The organism is Paenibacillus solani (assembly GCF_050475945.1).
GTDB classification, from domain to species: domain Bacteria; phylum Bacillota; class Bacilli; order Paenibacillales; family Paenibacillaceae; genus Paenibacillus_AQ; species Paenibacillus_AQ solani_A.
Window position 1 is genome coordinate 619057 of record NZ_JBCMXJ010000005.1, and the last position, 23668, is coordinate 642724.

Consider the following 23668-nt stretch of genomic DNA (forward strand, 5'->3'; position numbering starts at 1 on the left):
AGGCCCCGGTTGCTCTGAGGATGGATGCGGCTTACATGCAAAATATATGTTGACCGATGGTCTTCACTTGAGGGCGAGTCCATATCCAAGGGGAGGTGGCCGTTTTCGGATTGAAATAGTACAGACAGCCCCCTGTCGGATCCCAGCCGCTCAGCGCCTGCTGTACTGCTTTCTTCGCCTGCTCGTTCGGTTCAAGCCATATTTGACCGTCGGCTACCGCGGTAAAGGCTCTCGGTTCAAATATAACCCCATGCGGAGTATTCGGGAAGTTTGGAGATTTGACGCGGTTCAGAATTACCGCCGCTACGGCTACCTGTCCTTCGAAAGGTTCCCCACGAGATTCACCATACACAGCATTCGCCATAATTCTCAGATCATTTTCCGAGAGCCCCATGTTATTGGAAGAGCCTAAGTTGTTGTTATTACTATTATCCGTTGAAGCGCCGCCGTTTCCTGTACCAGCTGTTTGTCCTCCTTCATGAAGCTTGGGAGCGGTCGGACGGAAGTCCTTCGTTGCATTATACAGTTTAAGCTTAACCTTCGGTCCAACGACACCATCGACTTCCATGCCAAACTCCGATTGGAACCATTTAACGGACCCTTGCGTCTTGGAACCAAATACACTGTCAATTTTCCCGTAATAAAACCCCAGATATTTCAGACGGCCTTGCAGCTCATATACATCTTCACCTGTAGAGCCGAATTGAATAACCTGCTGACTGAAGGTGGGCAAAGCTTCCTGAGGATTCGAATAGGGATCTGCTGTTACTTCTCCCGGAACCAAAACAACAGCAGATAAGAGAACTGCGATACTTATCGTAATCCAGATTTTTGAGTTTTTCATCTGCGCTCTACCTTTCTCTTGTGATTTACCATGTCTCACTGCTGTTAGTATGACAAGACTGCCAATTTCCTATGCACCCGCCTCCATTAACCAGGCGGGAGAACAAATGTCACCATGACAAAAAGGAGCCGCTTCTCCGAAGAGAAACGACTCACGATTATCTGTATAGCCAGGTAAAACTTAACAGCATGCCGGATTATCACTTTTAACTGATTCGATTCTGCTGCTGTTGATATTGCTCCATCGACATCAACACTTCACGCGGCTTGCTGCCCTCATAAGGACCAATAACTCCGCGAGCCTCCATGGAATCAATCAGACGGGCTGCACGTGTATAACCGACACGCATTCTGCGCTGCAGCAGAGATACCGACGCCTGCTTAGCTTCCAGGACAATGGTTACCGCCTGCTCATACAGCTCATCCAATTGTTCATCATCCGAATTCGCTGATTCCTCAACCTCCGGCACCAACGACTCATCATATTCAGCCTGACCTTGATCGCGGACGAAATCCACGATATTCTCAACCTCCTGATCACTCATGAAGGCTCCTTGCACCCGAATCGGCTTGGACGAGCCCATCGGCATAAACAGCATATCCCCGCGACCGAGCAGCTTCTCGGCTCCCGCCATATCCAGGATCGTTCGGGAATCAACCTGAGAGGACACACCAAAAGCAATACGCGACGGGATATTCGCTTTAATAACGCCGGTAATGACATCGACCGACGGACGCTGTGTCGCAATGATGAGATGGATCCCGGCAGCACGCGCCATTTGGGCCAATCGCGTAATCGCGTCTTCAACATCATTGGCTGCTACCATCATCAAGTCTGCCAGCTCATCCACGATGACAACGATATATGGCAATACCGCGGGCAAATTATCCTTCATCAGATTGTTGTAGCCTTCAATATTTCGTGTCCCCGATTTGGAGAACAGCTCATACCGCTTCTCCATCTCAACCACGATTTTTTTCAGTGCGAGCGATGCCCGTTTCGGGTCGGTTACAACCGGCGCCATTAGATGGGGAATCCCATTGTAAACATTAAGCTCGACCATCTTCGGATCGACCATCAGGAATTTGACTTCATCCGGCTTCGCTTTATACAGAATGCTGGTAATGATGCCGTTGATACATACGGATTTACCAGAGCCCGTTGCACCAGCTACAAGTAAATGGGGCATCCGGGCCAGATTGCCGACGATCGTCTGACCTGAAATGTCGCGGCCGAAGGCAATCGACAGTTTGGATTCCGCGTCCTGAAACGTCGGTGTTTCCATAACCTCTCTCATGGTCACGAGCGATACTTCATTATTTGGGACCTCAATCCCGATCGCTGACTTACCTGGGATCGGGGCTTCCATCCGAATATCCTTGGCTGCAAGCGCAAGCGCGATGTCATCGGTCAGATTAACGATCCGACTGACCTTGACGCCAATGTCCGGCTGGATTTCATAGCGAGTTACAGACGGGCCTCTCACTACCTCCAGAACTTTAGCCCGGACGCCGAAGCTTTCAAGCGTTGCTTCCAGCTTGCGGGCGGTCTGCATATAATCGTTCTGATCGCCGCCCTTACCGCCATTATTCGGTTTGGATAGCAGCCGGAACGGCGGCAGCTTGTACGGCTTGGGCGGTGGAGTGGGAGGTACTGCAGCCGTCATAATCTCCAGCCCGTCGTTACCCGTCATGGCGGTTTCACTTGCTGTCTCGGGATCACCTACAGAATCAGCAGCTATGTTAGCATGCGCGTCTTCCTGTACTGCAGGTATCGTTGCTTCCGGTTCGTCGTACTCCTCATCCAGCTGCCCTTCTTGTTTTACTTGCTCGAAGAAATCGCGGATAATCGGTGAAGATGGTACTGCATCCGCTGTAGAGATGGCAGCATCGTTTTCCCTCTCCGGCTGATCCTGACGGCTGAACAGGACAACTTCACCCTTCTCATGCGCATCCAAACCGTTACCAGCTGTAAATACAGGTGCACCCTCGTCCATTGCATCCTCGACCGCTTGTGCGCCCTCGTCCTGCTTGTTGCCCTTAAAACCAAACAATTGAAAGAATTGCGGAGTTTTGCGGCGCGGCAGCTTTATGTCTTCCATATCATCCAGATCATCTTCCTCATCCAAATCCACAGGCAATGGTATGCGCTGTTCCTTTGCATTTAATTTGGCTGCGGCTCTGGATTTGGTTTGCTGGCTGTTCATTTTTTTCTGCATCCGCTCCCCGGCCTTCACAACCCTTACCCGGAACATCCGCATCAAATCAACGTAGGACAGATTGGTAATCAGCATAAAGCTGATAAACAGCATGACGATCATAATCAGCTTAGCCCCTATGCTGCCGAACAGCATGAACAAAAGGGCAAACTGCAGGGCTCCGACATAACCGCCGCTAATATCTCTGCCCATCACAGGATGACGACCATCGTCCTCTGCTCCATGCAACAGTTCACCCTGCAAATCACTATGTATTTGGCTCAGCGCATTGGATGCGCTCAATTGTCCGATCGGGGCCAGCTTAGACTCCAGACCTGAGATACTGCTCATTAAAGTGAGTGATAATACCAAGAGAAGAACACCGGTACGTCTGCTGTTCCATCGCTTGGGCCATTTCCGGTGAATCATCACCATTAACCCGTAATAAATACCAATTAGGGGGATGATAAAATAATACTTGCCCAGCAGAAATCCCGACATCTTGGACAGGGAACGCCCCACCGGTGCTTCTCCGGATAACGCGATGACCGAGAGTGTCATCAACACAATTCCATAAATTTCATATTTCAGTACAGCTGCAAAGGCTGCCTTCTTCTTTTTCTTCCGTTTTGCCAAAAGTGTCACCCCCGAATCCATATTATAGCATAATATTCGGTGGCGTACCTATGTTCTGTTTTCAGCCTTAAGCCTCATCTTTCATGGTCGGAATATAGCGAATAATGGCCCCTGGAGCATACCTAGGATTCAAATAATCCTGGAGCATACAATCCAGTAAGCGGACAATTTTCGCCTGATCCTCTGCAAGAGGCTCAACCTCCATTAAGATTCCCTCCACCCGGACCTCCTTGGACAACACGGCTGCCTGTTCACCTAAATGCACCCCTGTATAATCCAATGGCATTACGCTGTACCAGGTCATTGTGTGATACCTCCAGGATGGATCGTTTTGCGTTCAGCAATCATGCTGTTCAAGCGGCTTAATGCCTGTCCGATTCCACCTACTTCATTCATCAGGCCGTATTTTACGGCGTCCGAACCCGAGACCGCTGTACCAATATCTCTGTTCAGTTCTCCCGTCTTAAACATCAGATCCTTAAACATTTCCTCCGTTATTTCCGAATGGCTCGTGACGAAACGTACGACGCGCTCCTGCATTTTCTCCATATATTCAAACGTCTGTGGTACGCCAATGACCAAGCCGCTCATCCGAATCGGATGAATTGTCATCGTTGCGCTCTCAGCAATGAAGGAATGGTCTGCAGCAACCGCGATGGGTACACCGATACTGTGTCCTCCTCCAATAACGACTGTTACGGTAGGTTTGCTGAGAGATGCAATCATCTCGGCAATAGCAAGTCCAGCCTCCACATCACCACCTACGGTGTTCAGAATGATCAGCAGCCCTTCAATTCGCGGATTTTGCTCCGCTGCCACCAGCTGTGGGATCATATGCTCATATTTAGTTGTCTTGTTTTGGGGTGGAAGCACAATATGGCCTTCGATCTGACCGATGATGGTCATGCAAAATACATTGGATTCTCCACCGTTTGGGAGGCCTGTTTGCCCTAACTGCTGAATGGTCTCCGTCACGGCCGCTTGCTTGCCACCCTCGTTAGGAATGATGGATGGAGCTTCTGTCTCGCCACTCCATCCTGCTTTTTTGGTGCCGGTATTCACTTGATCGTTATCCATCACAAATCCCTGCCTTTACATTAATGTCTTGCTGCAACTATCGTATAGCTGTTCATTAGTATGGCAAATGAAGGTACTCCTTTATGCTTCGAGCATCCACAACATCTCTTTGCTGGTCATGCCCAAACCAAAGAATCCCTTCTCTGAGAGGGGTCACTTCAACTGTTTGCGCAGGTTTTAGGTAGGTGATTCACCTGAAAAACCATATAAAAAGCCCCTTTTTCGCGGAAACCGTCCAATTATTACCTGCGAAAAAGGGGCGACTGTGTGCCTGATTTATTAGATTGTCCTGATTAGACTTCCATAATGATCGGCAAGATCATAGGTCTGCGGCGAGTTTGTTCATACAAGAAGCGTCCCAAAGCGTCTTTTACGCTCGTTTTTAGTGACGCCCACTCATTTACGTTCTCACTCATCAGCTTCTGAAGTGTGCTGGAAACGATACGGTTCGCTTCATCCAGAAGACCTTCGGATTCCCGAACGTATACGAATCCACGCGAAATAATATCAGGGCCGGAAACGATAGAGCCGTTTTGCTTGCTCAAGGTAACAACTACGACCAGAATACCATCCTGGGACAGAAGTTTGCGGTCACGCAGCACAATGTTGCCTACGTCGCCCACACCAAGTCCGTCAATCAGAACGTTACCCGCAGTTACTTTACCAGCTTTACGAGCTGAACCGCCTTGAATTTCTACAATTTCACCGATGTCGGTAATAAAAATGTTGTCCGGTTCTACACCGACGGACTCTGCGAGGAGTGCGTGACGACGCTGCATCCGGTATTCACCATGGACAGGAATGAAAAATTGCGGTTTCATCAGATTCAGCATCAGTTTGAGTTCTTCCTGACTGCCGTGACCTGAAACATGGACACCTGAATTAGATCCGCTGTAAATGACATCTGCTCCCAGACGGAACAGCTCATCAATGGTACGGCCAACATATTTTTCGTTTCCTGGAACAGGTGTAGCGGCGATAATAACCGTATCTCCTGGTAAAATATCCACCTTGCGGTGAGTAGAACGCGCCATTCGTGTTAGCGCTGACATAGGTTCTCCCTGACTGCCTGTACATAGAACAACTACGCGATCCGCGGCCATTTTGTTAACTTCTTCAGGTTCGATCAACATTCCGTCTGGAATGTGAAGATATCCCAGCTCAGAGGCAATCGATACAACGTTTACCATGCTTCTTCCGATAACCGTAATCTTGCGTCCGGTGGATTCGGCAGCATTAACGACCTGCTGAATTCGATGCACATTGGATGCAAACGTTGCTACAACTACACGCTGCTCCGCCTTGCGGAAAATATCTTCCAATACGATGCCCACATTTTTCTCAGAAGGCGTAAAGCCTGGTCTCTCTGCATTTGTACTATCAGACAGTAGAGCCAATACCCCTTTGCTTCCGATCTCAGCCATACGCTGCAGATCTGCATATTGGTCATTTACCGGAGTGTGATCAAACTTAAAGTCTCCTGTGTGAACTACATTACCTTCCGGTGTTTCGATACAGATACCAACGGAATCCGGAATACTGTGATTCGTTTTGAAGAAGGTCGCCTTTAATGTGTTTCCAAGCTGTACTTCCGAATCCGCATTGATCAAAATCCGTTTTGTTTCGCCGAGGAGATTCGCTTCTCTAAGCTTGTTCTCCACTAATCCGAGCGTCAATTTCGTTCCATACACAGGAACATTCAGATGCTTAAGCACGTACGGGAGGCCACCAATATGGTCCTCGTGACCGTGAGTCAGTAGAATCCCTCTCACTTTGTCACGATTTTCCGTTAAATAGCTAATATCAGGAATAACAATATCAATCCCAAGCATATCTTCTTCTGGGAACTTCAATCCCGCATCCACGACGACGATGTCGTTGGCATATTGGATGACATACATATTCTTCCCGATCTCACCGACGCCGCCCAAGGCAAAAATCGATAGTTTATCGTTGCTTATTTTCTTAGACAAATGTATCTAACCCTCCTATAGTTTTGGACGTCGTACCATTGTTATATTAAATTTCAAAAAAATACCGCACCCAGTCACTTGAACTCATTATACATGATGAAAAAGTGAAAACACAAGTCAGCCACCTTCGTGTGTCATAGGATGCCCCGAAACAGAAAGGTTTAAAACGCAGAAAAGCCATCACCCTCTTGGAAGGCAATGGCTTGTGATTGGTTATCGACTAGCTTTATAAAGAAGACAAGATATTACGGATAAAAGCTACCTCGCTCTCACTTGGCGAAACGAGTGGCAGACGAACACCACCCATCTGATAGCCCCGCTCATTAAGTGCAAACTTGACCGCAGCGGGGTTCGGAAGCGGGTCAGGACATTCAAAGAGCCCTTTAAACAGCGGGAACAAGGATTGATGAATCTTGGCAGCTTCTGTTACTTTACCATCCACATAAGCCCCAATCATCTCCTTCATCTGAGCGCCAGCGATATGGCTGGCCACGCTTACGATACCGTAGGCACCAACTGCAAGCGCAGGCAATGCAGCGGAATCATCGCCGGAATATACAGTAAACCCTTCCGTAGCACCTGCGACGATGGCGGTAACCTGGTCGATCGAAGCACATTCCTTGGTCGCAACGATATTCGGAATTTGAGCTAGACGCAGAGTGGTAGCTGTACTTAAGCTGATGACCGTACGTCCAGGCACATTATACAGCATGACTGGCAGCGAGGTTGCTTCTGCAATTGTCTTAAAATGTTGGTACAGACCTTCCTGGTTCGGTTTGTTATAGTAAGGAGCCACGAGCAAAATACCGTCGACCCCGCAGTTCTCTGCCTTTTTCGTCAAATCTGCTGAATGTGCAGTATCGTTGCTTCCGGTGCCAGCAATAATTTTGCTTCGTCCCGCCGCCTGCTTTACCGCAAACTTAAACAACTCGAGCTTCTCTGCTTCGCTTAGTGTAGGTGATTCGCCGGTTGTTCCAGCGATGACCAGTGAATCCGATTTCTGCTCCACGATCAGGTACTCAATCAGTTTCGCGGTCTCGTCCCAATTAATCCCACCATTCGGCTCAAAAGGGGTTACCATAGCTGTAATCAATCTTCCGAAATCCACAATGATTCCTCCTTAAGCCCTCCAGAAATGAAGAGCTTCTTTCGTAAGTAATCTTATAAATAAATATTATGTTTCATAAGAAACGTTGATCATATAAATATAGCTGGAGCAATAGGGGTTATCTGTGAAGTTCAAACGTGTGATGCAAAGCTCTTAGGGCTTGCGCCATATCTTCCTTCTTCACCAAAACCCAAATCGTTGTGTTCGAATCTGCCGATTGCAGGATCGGAATATCATGCTCACTCAATGATTCTACTATTTTGGCCATGATGCCCGGAACTCCATTGATGCCGCCGCCGATCACCGATACCTTAGCGCATCCAGACAAGCTTTTCGGTTTCAAATCCAAGCCTTGCAGCACCTCGATTGCCTTCTCCGAATCACTGTCAAATACCGTATAAAGCACCCCGGTTGAGGTTACATTAATAAAATCAACGCTGATGGAATGTTCGGCCATCGATTTAAACACCTTCAGTTGGAGACCCTCCGTGCGGTCACATTCCACTGAGATTTGCGTAATATTGCTTACATATGCAACTCCCGTCACAAAGCGGTCCACGATTCCGGAATAGGAGTCTCGAAAGCCCTCAGGCTGGGTAACCAAAGTTCCCTCATTATCCGAAAAGGTTGACCGCACTCTGACCGGAATTTGGGACTGCATAGCAATCTCAACTGCTCTAGGATGAATAACTTTAGCACCTTGGTGAGCCATATTGCAGATTTCCGTGTAGCTTACGTTAACAAGCGGCTTAGCGTCTTCTACAATCCGTGGATCTGCAGTGAGAATTCCGTTGACATCCGTATAGATATCAACCATCTCCGCACGAAGCGCAGCGCCTAGTGCAGTCGCCGACGTATCGCTTCCGCCCCTGCCCAGTGTCGTAAAATCACCGCTATCGGTTTGCCCCTGGAAACCAGTGACAATCACGACTTGGTGAGATTCCAGCTCATTTAGAACCCGTTCAGGCTTGACATCCTTAATGCGCGCATTTCCGAAGTGATTATCTGTAAGAAATCCGGCTTGTGCTCCAGTCAGTACGGTTGCAGTGATTCCCTCATGCTGAAGCAAGCTGCACAGTGTCGTAGCTGAGATAATCTCACCGCAGCAGAGCAGCAAATCTCGCTCCCGGTCTGGTAAGGCATTACCATTATGCTCGATCCAGTCCAAGAGAGTATCTGTAGCGTAAGGCTCGCCGCGGCGTCCTATCGCTGATACTACCACAACCAATTGATATTGGTTGGCCAGCTCACGCTGGATATGCCCGATGACATGATTTCTTGCTTGCGGTGTAGACAATGATGTGCCGCCGAATTTTTGAACTAAGATGCGCATATAATATTCCTCCGTTTAAATATGCCCGGGAAATGTAAAGGGGCAAGACCGACTGAAACGGCCGGCTATTCAGCCTGGCCGTTTACGTATGATCACAATGATGATTCAGCGATTCATATAGCGTAACACCGACACCGGATTACGCTTATGCCATTATTTAAACGTCTTCCAGCGTAAACCGGGCGCATTCGACAAAAATCGCTCAGAGTATGCCGTTATTCTCTATATTGATGGGTTTGCTTCACTTAGGCATTAAGTTGCATATTCCACGATCATCGGTTGCAATTGTTTACCCTCCAGAGCCGCGTAACACGCCTCCGGGATCAGGTTCATTTTGGCCACCAGCGAGTTTGGTTTCTGCTGCGGATTATCCTGTCCGTACGGAACAAAGTAGATGTTCTTCGTGACCAGCAGCTTGGCGATATTGGCCGCATTTAATCCCAGGCCATCATTCGTTGAAATCGCCAAAACGAGCGGTCTGCAGTTTCTCATCTGTGCTTTGGCCGCCATTAAAACAGGACTGTCTGTCATCGCATTGGCCAGTTTGCTAGTCGTATTGCCCGTGCAAGGTGCAATTACGAGAACGTCCAAAAGCTTGGATGGACCTAGCGGCTCCGCCTCCACAATTGTAGAAATAATATCATTCCCGGTTATATCTTTCAACTGTGACTGCCAATTTGCCGACGTACCGAATCGAGTATCCGTAGTCATGATGGTGCTCGATACGATCGGTATCACATTCGCTCCCCCATCCTTGAAACGCTGGATCTGCGGCATCACTTCTTCAAGTGTGCAGTGTGATCCTGTCAAGGCATACCCCACGGTAATTCCATTCCAATTCATCTACGCATCCCCCCGCATCTTGATTTCTTCAGAAATCAGCTCCACCAGCGTGTTGGCCATAATGATGCCTGCTGTTTTTGGAGCCACGATTCCGGGTAGTCCGGGTGCGAGCATGGCTTTGATTCCCCGTTTCTCGGCATAGCGAAAATCGCATCCGCCAGGTGCGGAGGCGAGATCGATAATGACAGCCTCCCGAGGCATTTTTGAGATGATTTGTGCTGTGACTATCATAGTTGGAATCGTGTTAAAAAGCAAGTCAATATCCGTCACATAGGACCCCAAATCCCTTATCATGAAGGGCTTCCAGCCCATCTCTTCCGCCCTTGCATAATGCTCTGATCTGCGTACTCCCATCCTGATTTTGGCACCCAATCCTTGCAGGCTGCGCGCCATGGTGAATCCTGTACGGCCCATACCGAGGACCATGCTGGTTGATCCGTGGATGGTAAAATCGGTATTTTGGATTGCCATCATCAGAGCCCCTTCCGCTGTCGGAATGGAATTATAGATGGCGACATCGTCCCTCTCCAAAATCTCAACCAGCTTGATCTTATATTTGTCACATAGCGAGCGCAAATAAGGTTTCGCCATACCAGTATAGATCACACCATGCCCGGGCATCGCTGCGATATGCTCCTCCTGTAGTCTAAGCGCCCCTTCAGAGAAGAGCGCGCTGACACGGCCTTCATCATCACATCCCACAACAGGCAGAATTAGAGCATCAGCCCCCGATAAAAGCTCTGGCGTGAGCGGCTCCCTTGTCACTCCCTGAAAAGAATCCTGCAATTTCTCAAACCCGGCGATCATGACAGAGGCATCCATCTCAGCACATTTGCGAATGACTTCAATTTGCCTTGCGTCTCCTCCAACAAAGACGGTCCGGACTCCAGTCAGCATGGAAGGCCTCGCTCCTTTCTTCAAACCAATGTATAGACCATCTTATGCCGCCGCCTATGGGGAGGTGAAGGTATTTCCCTTAAACTACCGCCTTAACGCATAAAAAGAAGCGCTCTATGAGCACAAATGGATTCAAACTATTTGTTTACAACTGAGCATCGACATACAAAAAAGCACCGTTCCGGCTAAAGCCGAAGCGGTGCTTGATGATAATGGTTATTGCCATATTCCCGTTTAAAGCCAACTGACAAAAGGGATCATTTCCCAGTATGACCAAACCCGCCTGATCCGCGTACCGTATCAGACAATTCGTCCACCTCTGTAAATTCTACAGCAGGTACCGTTTTGAACACCATTTGAGCAATTCGCTCATTGCGCTCGATAGTAAAAGCTTCTTGTCCCAAATTCACGAGCAGCACTTTCACTTCCCCGCGATAATCAGCATCGATTGTACCTGGGGAATTCAAGCAGGTGATACCATGCTTGAAAGCCAATCCGCTCCGAGGGCGGATTTGCGCTTCTAATTCTGCCGGCATGGCAATTGCAAAACCGGTCGGAATTAATTGACGTTCGCCCGGACTCAGAACGACCGGTTCGGTCACAGCTGCATGCAGGTCAAATCCTGCAGCGAGTTCGGACATTTTCACCGGAAGTTTAACATCCTCATTACCTGGTAATCTATTGATTTGAACGTAGTGCAACAAACTCATTCCTCCCAAGCCCATCAAGTGCTTTATCTGAAGTTCCTACCATTGCCAGCGCATAAGGTGTACCAAACATACGATCAAGAACGGCATTCACGTCCTTCATGCTGACTTGTTCAACACGCTCAATAATTTCATCCAGGCTGAAATGACGACCCAGCATCAATTCGTTCTTACCCAAGCGGTTCATCCGGCTGCCTGTGCTCTCCAGACTTAAAATAAGACTTCCCTTCAACTGTTCCTTCCCTTTGCGCAGCTCATCTTCCGTCATGCCGTTCTGAGCCAAATCTTGCAGCATTTCCGTGGTCAGCTGAAGCACGTCTTTGGTCTGCTTGGGCGCCGTTCCCGCATAGATGGTAAACATGCCACTATCCGCATGAGAACTGTGATACGAATATACTGAATAGGCCAAACCGCGTTTTTCTCGTATTTCCTGAAACAAACGGGAGCTCATACCGCCGCCAACCGCATTGTTTAGCAGTGCCATCGCATATTGGAGCTCATCCCCGATGGAGCAGCCAGGAAACGACATGCAGATATGATTCTGCTCTGTTTTTTTCTTGCGGAACTGAACACCGTCCAAAAAGGTTGGCACAGCCAGCGACTCGGAGCTTCCTTGATTGGCAAAGCCACCAAAATGCTTCTCCAAAAGCTCAATAACTTCATCATTAATGTTGCCGGCAAGGGCAATCACCGTGTTCTCAATAGTATAATGTTTACGCATGTAAGCTTTCAATGCCTGCGAATCCATGGATTCCAGCCGTTCTTTCGTACCGAGAATCGGATAGGCCAAAGGATGATCCCCATACACCGATAAAGACATCAAGTCATGAACCAAATCATCCGGGGTATCCTCATACATGGCAATTTCCTCTAGAATGACATTCTTCTCCTTCGCCAGTTCTGCTTCATCCAGCTTCGAGTTGAAAAACATGTCAGACAGTACATCGACTGCAATCGGAAAATGCTCATCCAGCACCTTGGCGTAATAGCATGTATACTCCTTGGACGTAAAGGCGTTTACATTGCCTCCAATTGCATCAAATTCTTCAGCAATGCCACGAGCATCAAAACGTTCCGTCCCTTTGAACATCATATGCTCTATAAAATGCGTAATCCCGTTAATATCCGCGGATTCGTTGCGAGAACCGGTCTTCACCCATATCCCGAATGATACCGAACGGCTTGTCGGGATCTGCTCCATAACCACTCTCAGGCCGTTAGATAATAGTATTTTTTTCACGAGAGGCCCCCCTAACTGTTCCATCCAGGCTGACTGAGCTGATCAACAGCCTCATGCCATCCATTCATTCTATCAAACTTTACCAAGCGGCTCAACTTCCCTGTGGCATGATTCGCTCCGATGAAAGCGTCTGACTGACTGTTCCAATCTGAAGGCCTTTGGCACGTATCCCATCGATCATTCCCTTTAGCGCTTGCGACGACGAATCTGTGGGATGCATCAAAATCAAGAAACCCGGCTCTACCTTTGTGGATATCTTTTGAATGACCGCTTCCGGCGCAGGATGTTTCCAATCCACCGTATCAAGCGTCCACAACACCGTCTTTAAACCCCTTGCATGAGCGATGGACACAGTTTGCTGATTAAAATCACCGGAAGGCGGGGCAAACCACTTGTTCTCCACACCCAGGCTTTCTTTGAGCAAATCCTGCGTCTTCTTTATCTCCATCTCTGCCCGCTCTCTGCTGAGGCGGCTCATGTTCGGGTGCGTGTAAGCATGATTCTCGATCTCATGGCCCCTTTTCATAATTTCAGCAGCCAACTCCGGGTTTTTCTTCAACCAGCTTCCATCCAGGAAAAAGGTAGTCTTGATGTTTTCTGCATCCAGTGTATTCAGCATGGGCACCAAAAACTCATTTCCCCAAGCCACATTAATCATTAATGAGACCATCGGCTTGTTCGGATTTCCGCGATAAATCGGTTGCTCCCCCAAATCATCGAGCGTTACTTTGGCCGGAATTTGCCGATACACGTAGGGTATGGCATCCCCGGCTTTTCTTTTTTTCGATGATGCCGCTTTGTATGTAGCTTCAATATCGATCTCAAGCCCGTTGTAACCGGGGATGGCTTTCCATACCGAATCCACTCTGGCATCGATCGGCTCGATACGCGATTTTGCTGCCTCGGTTTCAATCTGACTCAATAAATTCAGATCTATTGCTGATTCTGAGCCGTTAACCAAGTGCGTCTCAGGCTTATTCTCCAGACCCGTTATGTATCCCCAAGCGCCGCTGAACACAGCAGCAGCCGACACCATTGCGGCACCGGTCAGCAGTACAGCCATCTTTTTTCCATCCATCGGCCTATCCACCTTTCCTCGAGAAGCTTTGTCCCATTCTATGAGGGAAGAGGCGGAAATATGTGATGAAAAAAGAGCCAGAATGATAGGTTCTGCCTCTTTTCCTTCTATCTATATGCTGTTAAACCTGAAAGCTCGACTTAAGATCCGCTTTTGGCGCCTTCCGCAGTCAGAACAGCTTTGCGAGAAAGATTAATCCGTCCTTGCTGGTCGATTTCAGTAACTTTCACGGTAATAACATCACCGATCGCTACCACATCCTCGACCTTCGCTACGCGCTCTGTGGACAGCTGGGAGATATGAACAAGCCCGTCCTTGTTAGGCAGAATCTCAACAAATGCACCGAATTTCTCAATCCGTTTCACCGTACCTGTATAGATCTCGCCAACCGCTACTTCACGCACGATACCCTCGATAATCGAAAGAGCTTTCTTATTCATCTCATCGTTGGAAGATGCGATAAATACGCGGCCGTCTTGTTCGATATCAATCTTCACGCCGGTTTCTTCGATGATTTTGTTGATGATCTTGCCGCCGGCCCCGATAACATCACGAATTTTATCCGGATTGATCTGCATCGTAATAATTTTAGGCGCATATTGCGACAAGGTTTCTCTTGGCTTTTGAATAGCTTCTGCCATTTTTCCAAGAATGTGCATGCGTCCTTCTTTTGCCTGCTGCAGTGCTTCCTGGAGGATTGCACGGTCGATGCCGTCGATCTTGATATCCATTTGGATAGCTGTGACCCCTTCAGGCGTACCTGCAACTTTAAAGTCCATATCACCTAGATGGTCTTCCATACCTTGAATATCCGTCAGGATGGAAACATGCTCTCCGTCTTTAATCAAGCCCATCGCAACGCCGGCCACAGGTGCTTTGATCGGCACCCCTGCATCCATCATAGCGAGTGTGCTTGCGCAAATACTTGCTTGAGAAGTCGAACCGTTCGATTCGATAACTTCGGATACGAGACGAATGGTGTACGGGAATTCCACTTCATTCGGGATAACCTTGGACAATGCACGCTCACCTAGTGCACCGTGTCCGATTTCACGACGTCCTGGTGCGCGAAGCGGGCGAGCTTCCCCTACGCTGAACGGAGGGAAGTTATAGTGGTGCATAAAGCGCTTGGTTTCTTCCAGATCGATGCCATCCAGAATCTGGACATCACCAAGAGCACCTAAAGTACATACGCTAAGAGCCTGGGTTTGTCCACGTGTAAACAGACCGGAACCATGCGTTCTAGGCAGCAGGCTTGTATCGCAATCGATAGGACGGATCTCGGACAGGCCACGGCCATCCGGGCGAACCTTGTCATGCGTAATTAAACGTCGAACTTCTTCCTTCACGATATCATGAAGAACTTCTTTAACATCCTTCAACAGCTCAGGTGTCTCAAGATACTTCTCTTCGAACACGGTGTAAGCTTCGTCATTGATCGCATCAATCGCATCCTGACGAGCATGCTTCTCCTCAATCCGGACCGCTTCAACAAGACGAGCTTCTGCAAATTCGCGAACTTCGCGATTCACAATTTCATTGACAGCGTGAAGCTTGACTTCCATCTTCTCTTTACCGCAAGCAGCTACGAGTTCTTCGATCTTGGCCACGACTTTCTTAATTTCTTCATGTCCAAACATAATCGCTTCCAGCATAACTTCCTCTGGAACTTCGTTAGCTTCGGCTTCAACCATCATGATCGCATCTTTAGTTCCAGCTACGACCAGATAAATATCGCTTGCTTCCTGCTGTGCAATATTCGGGTTCACGACAAAGTTGCCGTCCACACGGCCAACCGCAACTCCGCCGATCGGACCGTTAAAAGGCACATCGGAGATGCTCAACGCAGCAGAAGTACCAATCATCGCTGCGATTTCCGGCTCACAATCCTGATCTACGCTCATCACCAGATTCAGAACCTGTACGTCATTACGGAATCCTTCCGGAAACAGCGGACGAATCGGACGGTCAGTCAGACGACTTGCAAGAATCGCTTTCTCGCTTGGTCTGCCTTCACGCTTGATGAATCCACCGGGAATTTTTCCGACTGCATACAAACGCTCCTCATAGTTAACCGTCAATGGAAAAAAATCCAGGTCCTTCGGTTCACTGGAAGCTGTCACTGTACACAGGACTGCTGTTTCGCCGTAACGAACCATAACAGCCGCATTTGCCTGCTTCGCAAGGCGCCCTGTTTCAAATACGAGGGGTCTTCCGCCAAGCTCCATTTCAACACGTGTTTCCATGCAATCCCTCCTCATGGGGAACAATTTTTTGATAAATCACTATTTCAGCCTACTCTGCAAAGCACTGTCCGCATTTCTTAATCAGAGCTATCCAAGCGGTCCAACATCTACGAACCTATGTATAGGAACAATCCGAACCGTCTAAGTATATTCTCCGTATAAATTGCCCCTGGTTATACCCTCAAGCGAATTTATGCCAAACTTAACTTACATCCTTCAAGCATAAAAGAATCTATATGAAGATAACCCCACAAAGCGAAGTTTAGCCTATGAAGCGGACGCAGTACTTTGTGGGGTAAATCGACAACATAAATTGTACAATACTGAGAAAAGAGCCCGGCTGTCCGCTGTCGTTCCAAGAAGGACAGTGGACAACCAGGCTGTTTTCGGCACATCTTATAGATGATTAGCGACGCAATCCAAGCTTCTCGATCAAAGCACTGTAACGTTTAACATCCTTGTTTTTCAAGTATGCAAGCAACTTACGGCGTTGGCCGACCATTTTCAACAATCCACGACGGGAATGATGATCCTTCTTGTGCGAACGCAAGTGGTCAGTCAAGTTCGTAATATTTTCCGTTAGGATAGCGATTTGCACCTCTGGAGATCCTGTATCGGACTCATGAGTTTTGTGCTCGTCAATCAGTTGTTGTTTACGTTCTTGAGTCAATGCCATCCTGTTCACCTCCCTCATTATAATCGCCATTGGCCCAGGTACCGACGGTGAGATCGAGCATCCAAGCCAAGGTTAAAATTGCCCGTCTTCCGGGCAACCTCTAAGAGTATAGCATACTTTACCTGAAAAAGAAAATCAGTTTGCCAACAAATTGTCCTAAAATTTTGATTCGCTGGCGTTCAATATTTTACGTGCTTCATCCGCATCGCGCTGAATCCATTCCACCAGTTCTTGAACCGATTCAAATTTATGCTCTTTACGGATATAATGGACCAAATCCACCGTCATGATCTGGTTGTACAGATCCCCATCATAATCAAACAGATGTACTTCGAAGATCGGCTTCGTGATCCCTTCATGAAACGTAGGTTTTACGCCAACATTCATCACACCAGGAATCCAGTTGTCATGATGTTCCATGCGTGCACGGACAGCATACACACCTAAGGCAGGGACCACATAAGGGTCCGTCAATTCCAGGTTAGCCGTTGGAAAACCAATCTTTCTTCCTCGCTTCTCCCCATGGATGACACTGCCGCGGATATGATAATTTCGTCCGAACCAACGGTTAGCATCAGATAACTTGCCAGTCTTTAGCGCAATCCGAATGGCTGAACTCCCTACCTTCTCGCCATCAACCAAGAATGGCGGGACTGTAACGACAGACATCTTACCATCGCCAAGCTTCTGAAGTTCGGCCGCATCGCCTGCTCCCTTATGTCCAAAGCGGAAATCAAAGCCGACCACAGCCGTTTGCAGATTCAGCGGAAACAGCATCTCTTCAACAAATGTGTCCGGACTGATTTGGGAGAACTCCTTATTAAACTCGACAACGTACAATATATCGATGCCCATCTCCTCAAGCAATCTTTGCTTGTCTGGCTGAGGTGTCAGATATCCTTCGTAATTTCCTTTACCGATTACATCTTTCGGATGAGGATAAAAGGTAATAAGTGCAGCGGGCACTCCTTTCTCCCGAGCGATATTGATCGCTGTCGTAAGCACGCTGGCATGTCCCTGATGAAGACCGTCGAATTGACCGATGGCAGCGACCTTCGGCTCGGCAGCTTCTTTTGCGATTTCAGCAGATACAGGATAAGACAAAGAAACAATCCTCATGATCTCTCACCTCCACTCACTAAATCCGGTCTTGCTTAGGAAAATACTTTCACAGGAATGATAGCTCCCGTCTCTTCTTGCTGCTTATAAATCCCTAGAAAATTCCCATTTATATCGTACAAGCGAATAGGCTCCAAGCTGTTAACAGCTGGTTCTACCGCTCTTGCAGACAAGCGTTGTCCCTGCAAGGCCGCGTCCTTCTTCTCTTCGGAAACGGTATGCCTTGGCAGGTATTGAATGGATTGGTCCACCGGTATAAGCCGGGAGTGCAGGCTTTCATCCTTCATAAACTGCTCAATTTGTTCCAGCGTCAAGCACTGTTCTTCCGTAATTCCTGCCGATACCGTCCGCACCAGCTTAACCATAACAGATGGAAGGTCAAGCTTTCTGCCAATATCCACACAGAGCGTACGAATATATGTACCCTTCGAACACAGAACACGGAAAGAAATATCCGTATAGCCATCCCCGGGATGGAAATCCGTCATTTCGATTTCGTGGATCGTTACTTCACGGCTTTTGCGTTCTACCGTCTTTCCTTCTCTGGCAAGCTCATATAATCGTTTGCCGTTGACTTTTACAGCAGAAAACATAGGGGGAACTTGGGATATCCGGCCTGTAAAAGATTGCAATGCTGCAAGCGCTTCGCTCTCAGTCACATTTACTTCATCTGCAGTTTCGATCACGTTACCGGTTATATCCTCGGTATCCGTAGCATAACCGAGCCGCAGAACTGCATAATACTCTTTAGGCAGTTCTTGCAGATACTCTACTACTCTTGTGGCTCTTCCCAGACATAACGGGAGTACCCCTGTAACTTCCGGATCTAGCGTTCCCGTATGTCCAATCCGTTTCAGACGAACAATGCCCCGTACCTTGGCAACCACATCATGCGATGTCCAGCCTGCCGGTTTGTGCACAGCCAAGATGCCTTCTAATTGCGTCATAACTTCAATTTCACCTGCTCTACTACTCTCGGAATGATATCTTGAAGCGAGCCCTCGATGCTGCAACCTGCTGCCCGGACATGACCGCCTCCGCCAAAAGTCTGAGCCAATGACGCAACATCTACCCTTCCAGCAGAACGCATACTAGCCTTGACCATACCCGATTTCAGCGATTTAAACAGAATCCCTACTTCCACGCCCTGAATATTTCGTGGATAATTTACAATCCCTTCGAGATCCTCGCTAACGGCGCCGCATGACTCCATCTGTTCCGGTGTTACGTATACCCAGGCGATCTTACCATCTTCCGACAGAGTCAAGGTATTTAAAGCCTCAACCAAAATCTTCGTCTGCGAGAGTGTCATCTCTTCAAGTAGAGTTTCGGCAATTTCCGGCCCGTTTACACCATAAGATAAAAGATCAGAAGCGATCCGCATCACCTTGGGCGATGTATTGGAATAACGAAACCCGCCGGTATCCGTTAACAGCCCTGTATAAATAGCAGTGGCAATCTCCGAGTCCCAGTTCACTTCGAACAAATTCAGCAAATCATAAAGAATCTCTGCTGTTGCTGCCGCCTCCGGTACAACCAGGTTAACAGCTCCATAACCATCATTCGTCGGATGATGATCAATATTAACGATGCTTGCATCATCTGCAAATAGCTGACTTGTATACCCCACTCTTGCAAAATCCGCACAATCAACACAAATAACATGCGAGAATTTTCTATCCGGCTGCTGCTGTTCAGACAGATTTAGAATGTCCTCAGCATGCCAAAGCATTTTCATGCGTTTCGGGATAGATCCTTCATTTATCATCGTAAATTTCTTGCCCAGACATGAGAGAAGCCAGCCCACCGCAAGGGTGGAACTGACTGCATCTCCGTCGGGCTGAACATGCGACACAACCAAATAATCATCGTGCTCCAGCAGGAATGACTTTACCTGCTGCAGCTCTTGTTCATAGGTCTGCATTCGCCCTCTCCTTTATAAGAAAACGTATAACATCGAAACTCCATAAAACGGATAGCGATCAGGGAATTCTTAAACGAAATCCCTTACTTCTCTTCTTGATCCACAATCTCGGTCAGCAGCTTTTCAATACGGCTTCCGTAAGCAATGGAATCATCGAATTTGAAGATCAACTCGGGTACATGGCGGAGACGAATCCGCTTGCCGAGTTCGGAACGGAGAAAGCCGCTTGCTTTCTCCAGCCCCTTCAAGGAAGCTGCCTTCTGCTCATCGTCGCCGAGAACACTCAGGTATATCTTCGCTTGAGACAAGTCATTGGTTACATCAACGCCAGTCACCGTAATAAAACCGATTCTTGGATCTTTTAACTCCGTTTGGATCAGTTGGCTGAGCTCTTTTTTAATCTGCTCGCCTACGCGCCCAGTTCTAATTTTTGCCATGGTCTGATCACCTCATTCGTTAGCGCTCTACTGTCTCCATGATGAAGGCTTCGATTACGTCTCCTTCTTTCACGTCGCTATAGCTCGCCAAGGTAATACCACACTCGTACCCCTGTGCCACTTCTTTAGCGTCATCCTTAAAACGCTTGAGGGAGTCGATCTTGCCTTCATGAACGACAATGCCGTCACGGATCAAGCGAACTTCTGCGTTACGCGTAATTTTACCGGATGTCACCATACATCCTGCAATCGTACCTACTTTGCTCACTTTAAAGGTGTTGCGGACTTCCGCATGACCGATCACGACTTCTTTATATTCCGGATCGAGCATCCCCTTCATAGCTTGCTCAATTTCCTCGATTACATTATAGATTACACGGTGCAGACGAATATCAACCTTTTCCTGATCGGCAGTTTGTTTCGCTTGAACGTCCGGACGAACGTTAAATCCGATAACAATCGCGTTGGAGGCAGCTGCTAGGATAATATCGGATTCCGTGATCGCACCGGCGCCGCTGTGGATAATCTTGACGCGAACGCCTTCCACTTCGATTTTGTTCAAGGAACCTTTCAGTGCTTCAACAGAGCCCTGAACGTCACCTTTGATGATCACGTTAAGATCCTTGATCTCACCGTCTTTAATGTGTTGGAACAGATCATCCAGCGTCACGCGGGTATTCGTGTTCAATTCGGATTGACGATGAGTAATTGCACGCTTATCAGCGATGTTACGCGCTTTACGCTCATCCTCAAACACCATGAACGGATCGCCGGCACCCGGAACTTCAGTCAAACCGGTAATTTCAACCGGCGTTGAAGGACCTGCTTCTTTTAAACGACGGCCTTTATCGTTCACCATCGCACGAATACGGCCGAAGCAATTGCCTGCTACGAAGGCGTCGCCTACTTTCAGCGTACCATGCTGAACGAGAATACGTGCTACCGGGCCTCTGCCTTTATCCAGCTCGGCTTCAATAACGGTACCGCGTGCGCGCTTGTCAGGATTTGCTTTGTATTCATTCACTTCTGCTACCAGAAGGATCATTTCAAGCAGGTCTTCCAGACCCATCCGCTGTTTCGCCGAAACGTTAACGAAGATGGTGTCTCCGCCCCATTCCTCAGGCACTAATTCATATTCAGTCAATTCTTGTTTCACTTTATCCGGATTGGCTTCCGGCTTATCGATTTTGTTCACGGCAACGATAATCGGCAATCCCGCTGCTTTCGCATGGTTAATAGCTTCCACAGTCTGAGGCATTACACCGTCATCAGCAGCAACTACAATGATTGTCATATCCGTTACTTGTGCACCACGGGCACGCATAGCTGTAAATGCTTCGTGACCCGGAGTATCCAGGAACGTAATCTTCTTGTTGTTGATCTCAACTTGATACGCACCGATATGCTGCGTGATACCGCCTGCTTCACCACTTGATACATTCGCGGAACGGATCGCATCAAGCAGCGTGGTTTTCCCGTGATCGACGTGACCCATAATGGTAACGACCGGTGGACGTTCTTTCAGATCTTCCGGCGCATCGTTTTCTTCTACGGTTTCAAAACGATCTTCCTCCACCGGAATTTTCACTTCGACTTCTACACCAAATTCGCCAGCGAGCAGCAGAATCGTATCGATATCAAGCTCCTGGTTAATGGTGGCCATCACGCCGAGGAAAATCAGCTTCTTGATGACTTCGGAAGCGTCCTTATGAAGCAGCTTCGCCGTTTCACCGACGGTCATGTTGCCACGGACGATAATTTTCTTCGGCGTGTTGTCGATTTTCTCACGAGGCGGCTGCTGATTATGTTGATTCCGTCCACGGTTGTTCTTCCCACCGCGATTGTTGCCACGGAACCCTTGACGATTGTCATCAAAACGCTTGGAGTCTGAACGATTGTTGTTATTATTTCTGGAACCGCGGTTTTGATTGTTCCCGCTATTGTTATTGGAGCTGGAAAATCCACCACCGGTTCCACCCTGCCTGTTCTGAGGACGTGCTCCGCCTTGGTTGTTACTTCCCTGCGGACGCGACCCTCCCTGATTATTCCCTTGCGGACGTGCTCCGCCTTGATTATTGCCTTGCGGACGTGCGCCTCCTTGACTCCCGCCCTGTGGACGTGAGCCGGTCTGCGTGCTGCCGCCCGGTCTGGATGATTGGCTGCGATTGTTCTGCTGGCTTCCTTGTGCGGAGCCGGATTGGTTTCTCCGGCTGTCCTGTCCACTGTTCGGACGCTGGGAGCCTGTACTGTTCTGCGTGTTTTGGTTCGTTCTACTATTCATACCTACCTGCTTTTCCTGTTGTTTTTTGGGCTGGCTTTGACTTTGTTGGCCTGATCCTCGTTGTCCTGAATTATGCGAACCGTCCTGCCCGTTACGGTTGCCTTCTGCATCCACATTTGTGGAATTGCCTGCTGTTTTTGCATTGGATACGGATGCCGCTGCTGCACTTGAACTCGATGGCTTACGGGAAGCGTCTCCACCATCCCGCTTAGCTGCTGCATTCGATTTGATATCCTTAAAAAACTGTTCCACCTTGGATACTGTATCGTTCTCCATTACGCTCATATGATTGTTGACCGGAATGTTCAAACGTTTGAGTATCGTGATGATTTCTTTGCTGCTCATGTTCAACGATTTAGCATATTCGTATACTCGAAGTTTATTGTCTTTGTTTTCCTGTTTACTCAATATACTCCACCTCCGACATTGTCTCCATTTTCTTGGAGATCATTTCTGCGAATCCTTGATCCGTAACTGCCAGCACAACTCGTTCGGGTTTACCTACACTTGTGCCCAGACTTTCCCGGTCAAATCCGATTACCAGAGGGATATTATAAGAACCGCATTTATCGCGGAACTTTTTTGTAGTATTATCTGAGGCGTCACCCGCCAGAATAACCAATTTTGCTTCAGAAGACCGGATGGCTTTGAGCACGATCTCATCTCCGGTAACCACCTTACCTGCCCTCATGGCCAGACCGAGTTGAGAAAGCGCCCTATTCATCATCGGCAGCACTCTCTTTTGCAGCCAGGAATTCATCTTCTACCTTGATAAAATCCTGCGCCAACTGTTCATAGATCTCAGGCTTCACATGTTGTTTCAACGCTCGATCTAGTGCTTTATTTTTGTGTGCCAGCTTGAAGCAGGAAACTTTGCCGCATAAATAAGCTCCCCGTCCCGATTTTTTACCGGTAAGATCGATCAGGACAGCATCCTCTGGAGTTCTTACAATTCGGATAAGCTCTTTCTTGGGCATCATTTCCTGACAAGCTACACATTTACGAAGCGGTATCTTTCTCTGCTTCAAGACGACAACCCCCCGTCATTGGAA

At 48.2% G+C, this 23668-nt stretch carries 21 protein-coding genes; all 21 read right to left on the reverse strand.

Going from position 1 to position 23668, the window contains the following annotated elements:
• Positions 1 to 31: 31 nt before the first annotated feature.
• The 21 genes from sleB to rnpM all read right to left on the reverse strand — a co-directional run bounded on the left by sleB (position 32) and on the right by rnpM (position 23644).
• Positions 32 to 844, reverse strand: a complete 813-nt coding sequence (sleB, locus tag ABEQ74_RS04610; RefSeq protein ID WP_430119921.1) for a spore cortex-lytic enzyme — start codon at positions 842 to 844, stop codon at positions 32 to 34.
• Between the two features lie 205 nt (positions 845 to 1049).
• On the reverse strand, positions 1050 to 3698 hold the full coding sequence (locus ABEQ74_RS04615) for a DNA translocase FtsK 4TM domain-containing protein (RefSeq protein ID WP_430119923.1): 2649 nt from the start codon (positions 3696 to 3698) through the stop codon (positions 1050 to 1052).
• Positions 3699 to 3744: 46 nt separating this feature from the next.
• Positions 3745 to 3981 (reverse strand): YlzJ-like family protein, encoded by a 237-nt coding sequence (locus ABEQ74_RS04620; RefSeq protein ID WP_430119925.1) that lies wholly within the window; start codon positions 3979 to 3981, stop codon positions 3745 to 3747.
• The gene (locus tag ABEQ74_RS04625) at positions 3978 to 4754 is read right to left on the reverse strand and encodes a ClpP family protease (protein ID WP_430119927.1); all 777 of its coding nucleotides are present in this window, start codon (positions 4752 to 4754) and stop codon (positions 3978 to 3980) included. The genes ABEQ74_RS04620 and ABEQ74_RS04625 overlap by 4 nt, the downstream gene beginning before the upstream one ends.
• 293 nt (positions 4755 to 5047) lie before the next feature.
• A complete protein-coding gene (locus tag ABEQ74_RS04630; protein WP_430119929.1) occupies positions 5048 to 6727 on the reverse strand; it encodes a ribonuclease J in 1680 nt (559 codons plus the stop codon).
• 226 nt (positions 6728 to 6953) lie between these two features.
• Positions 6954 to 7835: a 4-hydroxy-tetrahydrodipicolinate synthase gene (gene dapA, locus ABEQ74_RS04635; protein ID WP_430119931.1), complete on the reverse strand. Its 882-nt coding sequence runs from the start codon at positions 7833 to 7835 to the stop codon at positions 6954 to 6956.
• Between the two features lie 118 nt (positions 7836 to 7953).
• A complete protein-coding gene (gene dapG / locus ABEQ74_RS04640; RefSeq protein ID WP_430119933.1) occupies positions 7954 to 9168 on the reverse strand; it encodes an aspartate kinase in 1215 nt (404 codons plus the stop codon).
• A 252-nt stretch (positions 9169 to 9420) separates the two neighbouring features.
• Positions 9421 to 10011, reverse strand: coding sequence for a dipicolinate synthase subunit B (locus ABEQ74_RS04645; RefSeq protein ID WP_430119935.1), 591 nt, complete (start codon positions 10009 to 10011; stop codon positions 9421 to 9423).
• Complete coding sequence (dpsA, locus tag ABEQ74_RS04650; protein ID WP_430119937.1) at positions 10012 to 10908, reverse strand: dipicolinate synthase subunit DpsA; 897 nt, start codon at positions 10906 to 10908, stop codon at positions 10012 to 10014.
• Between the two features lie 257 nt (positions 10909 to 11165).
• Positions 11166 to 11612, reverse strand: coding sequence for a dUTP diphosphatase (dut, locus tag ABEQ74_RS04655; protein WP_430119939.1), 447 nt, complete (start codon positions 11610 to 11612; stop codon positions 11166 to 11168).
• The gene (locus ABEQ74_RS04660) at positions 11587 to 12855 is read right to left on the reverse strand and encodes a M16 family metallopeptidase (protein ID WP_430119941.1); all 1269 of its coding nucleotides are present in this window, start codon (positions 12853 to 12855) and stop codon (positions 11587 to 11589) included. The genes dut and ABEQ74_RS04660 overlap by 26 nt, the downstream gene beginning before the upstream one ends.
• A gap of 91 nt (positions 12856 to 12946) precedes the next feature.
• On the reverse strand, positions 12947 to 13933 hold the full coding sequence (locus tag ABEQ74_RS04665) for a polysaccharide deacetylase family protein (protein ID WP_430119943.1): 987 nt from the start codon (positions 13931 to 13933) through the stop codon (positions 12947 to 12949).
• A 140-nt stretch (positions 13934 to 14073) separates the two neighbouring features.
• Positions 14074 to 16179 (reverse strand): polyribonucleotide nucleotidyltransferase, encoded by a 2106-nt coding sequence (pnp, locus tag ABEQ74_RS04670; protein WP_430119945.1) that lies wholly within the window; start codon positions 16177 to 16179, stop codon positions 14074 to 14076.
• 406 nt (positions 16180 to 16585) lie between these two features.
• On the reverse strand, positions 16586 to 16855 hold the full coding sequence (gene rpsO, locus ABEQ74_RS04675; protein WP_119847488.1) for a 30S ribosomal protein S15: 270 nt from the start codon (positions 16853 to 16855) through the stop codon (positions 16586 to 16588).
• 156 nt (positions 16856 to 17011) lie between these two features.
• Positions 17012 to 17974 (reverse strand): bifunctional riboflavin kinase/FAD synthetase, encoded by a 963-nt coding sequence (locus tag ABEQ74_RS04680; protein WP_430119948.1) that lies wholly within the window; start codon positions 17972 to 17974, stop codon positions 17012 to 17014.
• A gap of 35 nt (positions 17975 to 18009) precedes the next feature.
• The gene (gene truB, locus ABEQ74_RS04685) at positions 18010 to 18921 is read right to left on the reverse strand and encodes a tRNA pseudouridine(55) synthase TruB (protein WP_430119950.1); all 912 of its coding nucleotides are present in this window, start codon (positions 18919 to 18921) and stop codon (positions 18010 to 18012) included.
• A complete protein-coding gene (locus ABEQ74_RS04690) occupies positions 18918 to 19898 on the reverse strand; it encodes a DHH family phosphoesterase (protein WP_430119952.1) in 981 nt (326 codons plus the stop codon). The genes truB and ABEQ74_RS04690 overlap by 4 nt, the downstream gene beginning before the upstream one ends.
• An 83-nt stretch (positions 19899 to 19981) precedes the next feature.
• Entirely contained in the window at positions 19982 to 20335 is a 354-nt protein-coding gene (rbfA, locus tag ABEQ74_RS04695; RefSeq protein ID WP_430119954.1) for a 30S ribosome-binding factor RbfA, read from the reverse strand.
• 19 nt (positions 20336 to 20354) lie between these two features.
• Positions 20355 to 23024, reverse strand: coding sequence for a translation initiation factor IF-2 (gene infB / locus ABEQ74_RS04700; RefSeq protein ID WP_430119956.1), 2670 nt, complete (start codon positions 23022 to 23024; stop codon positions 20355 to 20357).
• Positions 23017 to 23340 (reverse strand): YlxQ family RNA-binding protein, encoded by a 324-nt coding sequence (locus tag ABEQ74_RS04705; RefSeq protein WP_175320809.1) that lies wholly within the window; start codon positions 23338 to 23340, stop codon positions 23017 to 23019. The genes infB and ABEQ74_RS04705 overlap by 8 nt, the downstream gene beginning before the upstream one ends.
• A complete protein-coding gene (gene rnpM / locus ABEQ74_RS04710) occupies positions 23333 to 23644 on the reverse strand; it encodes an RNase P modulator RnpM (RefSeq protein ID WP_053492673.1) in 312 nt (103 codons plus the stop codon). Before rnpM ends, ABEQ74_RS04705 begins: the two co-directional genes overlap by 8 nt.
• Positions 23645 to 23668: the final 24 nt, after the last annotated feature.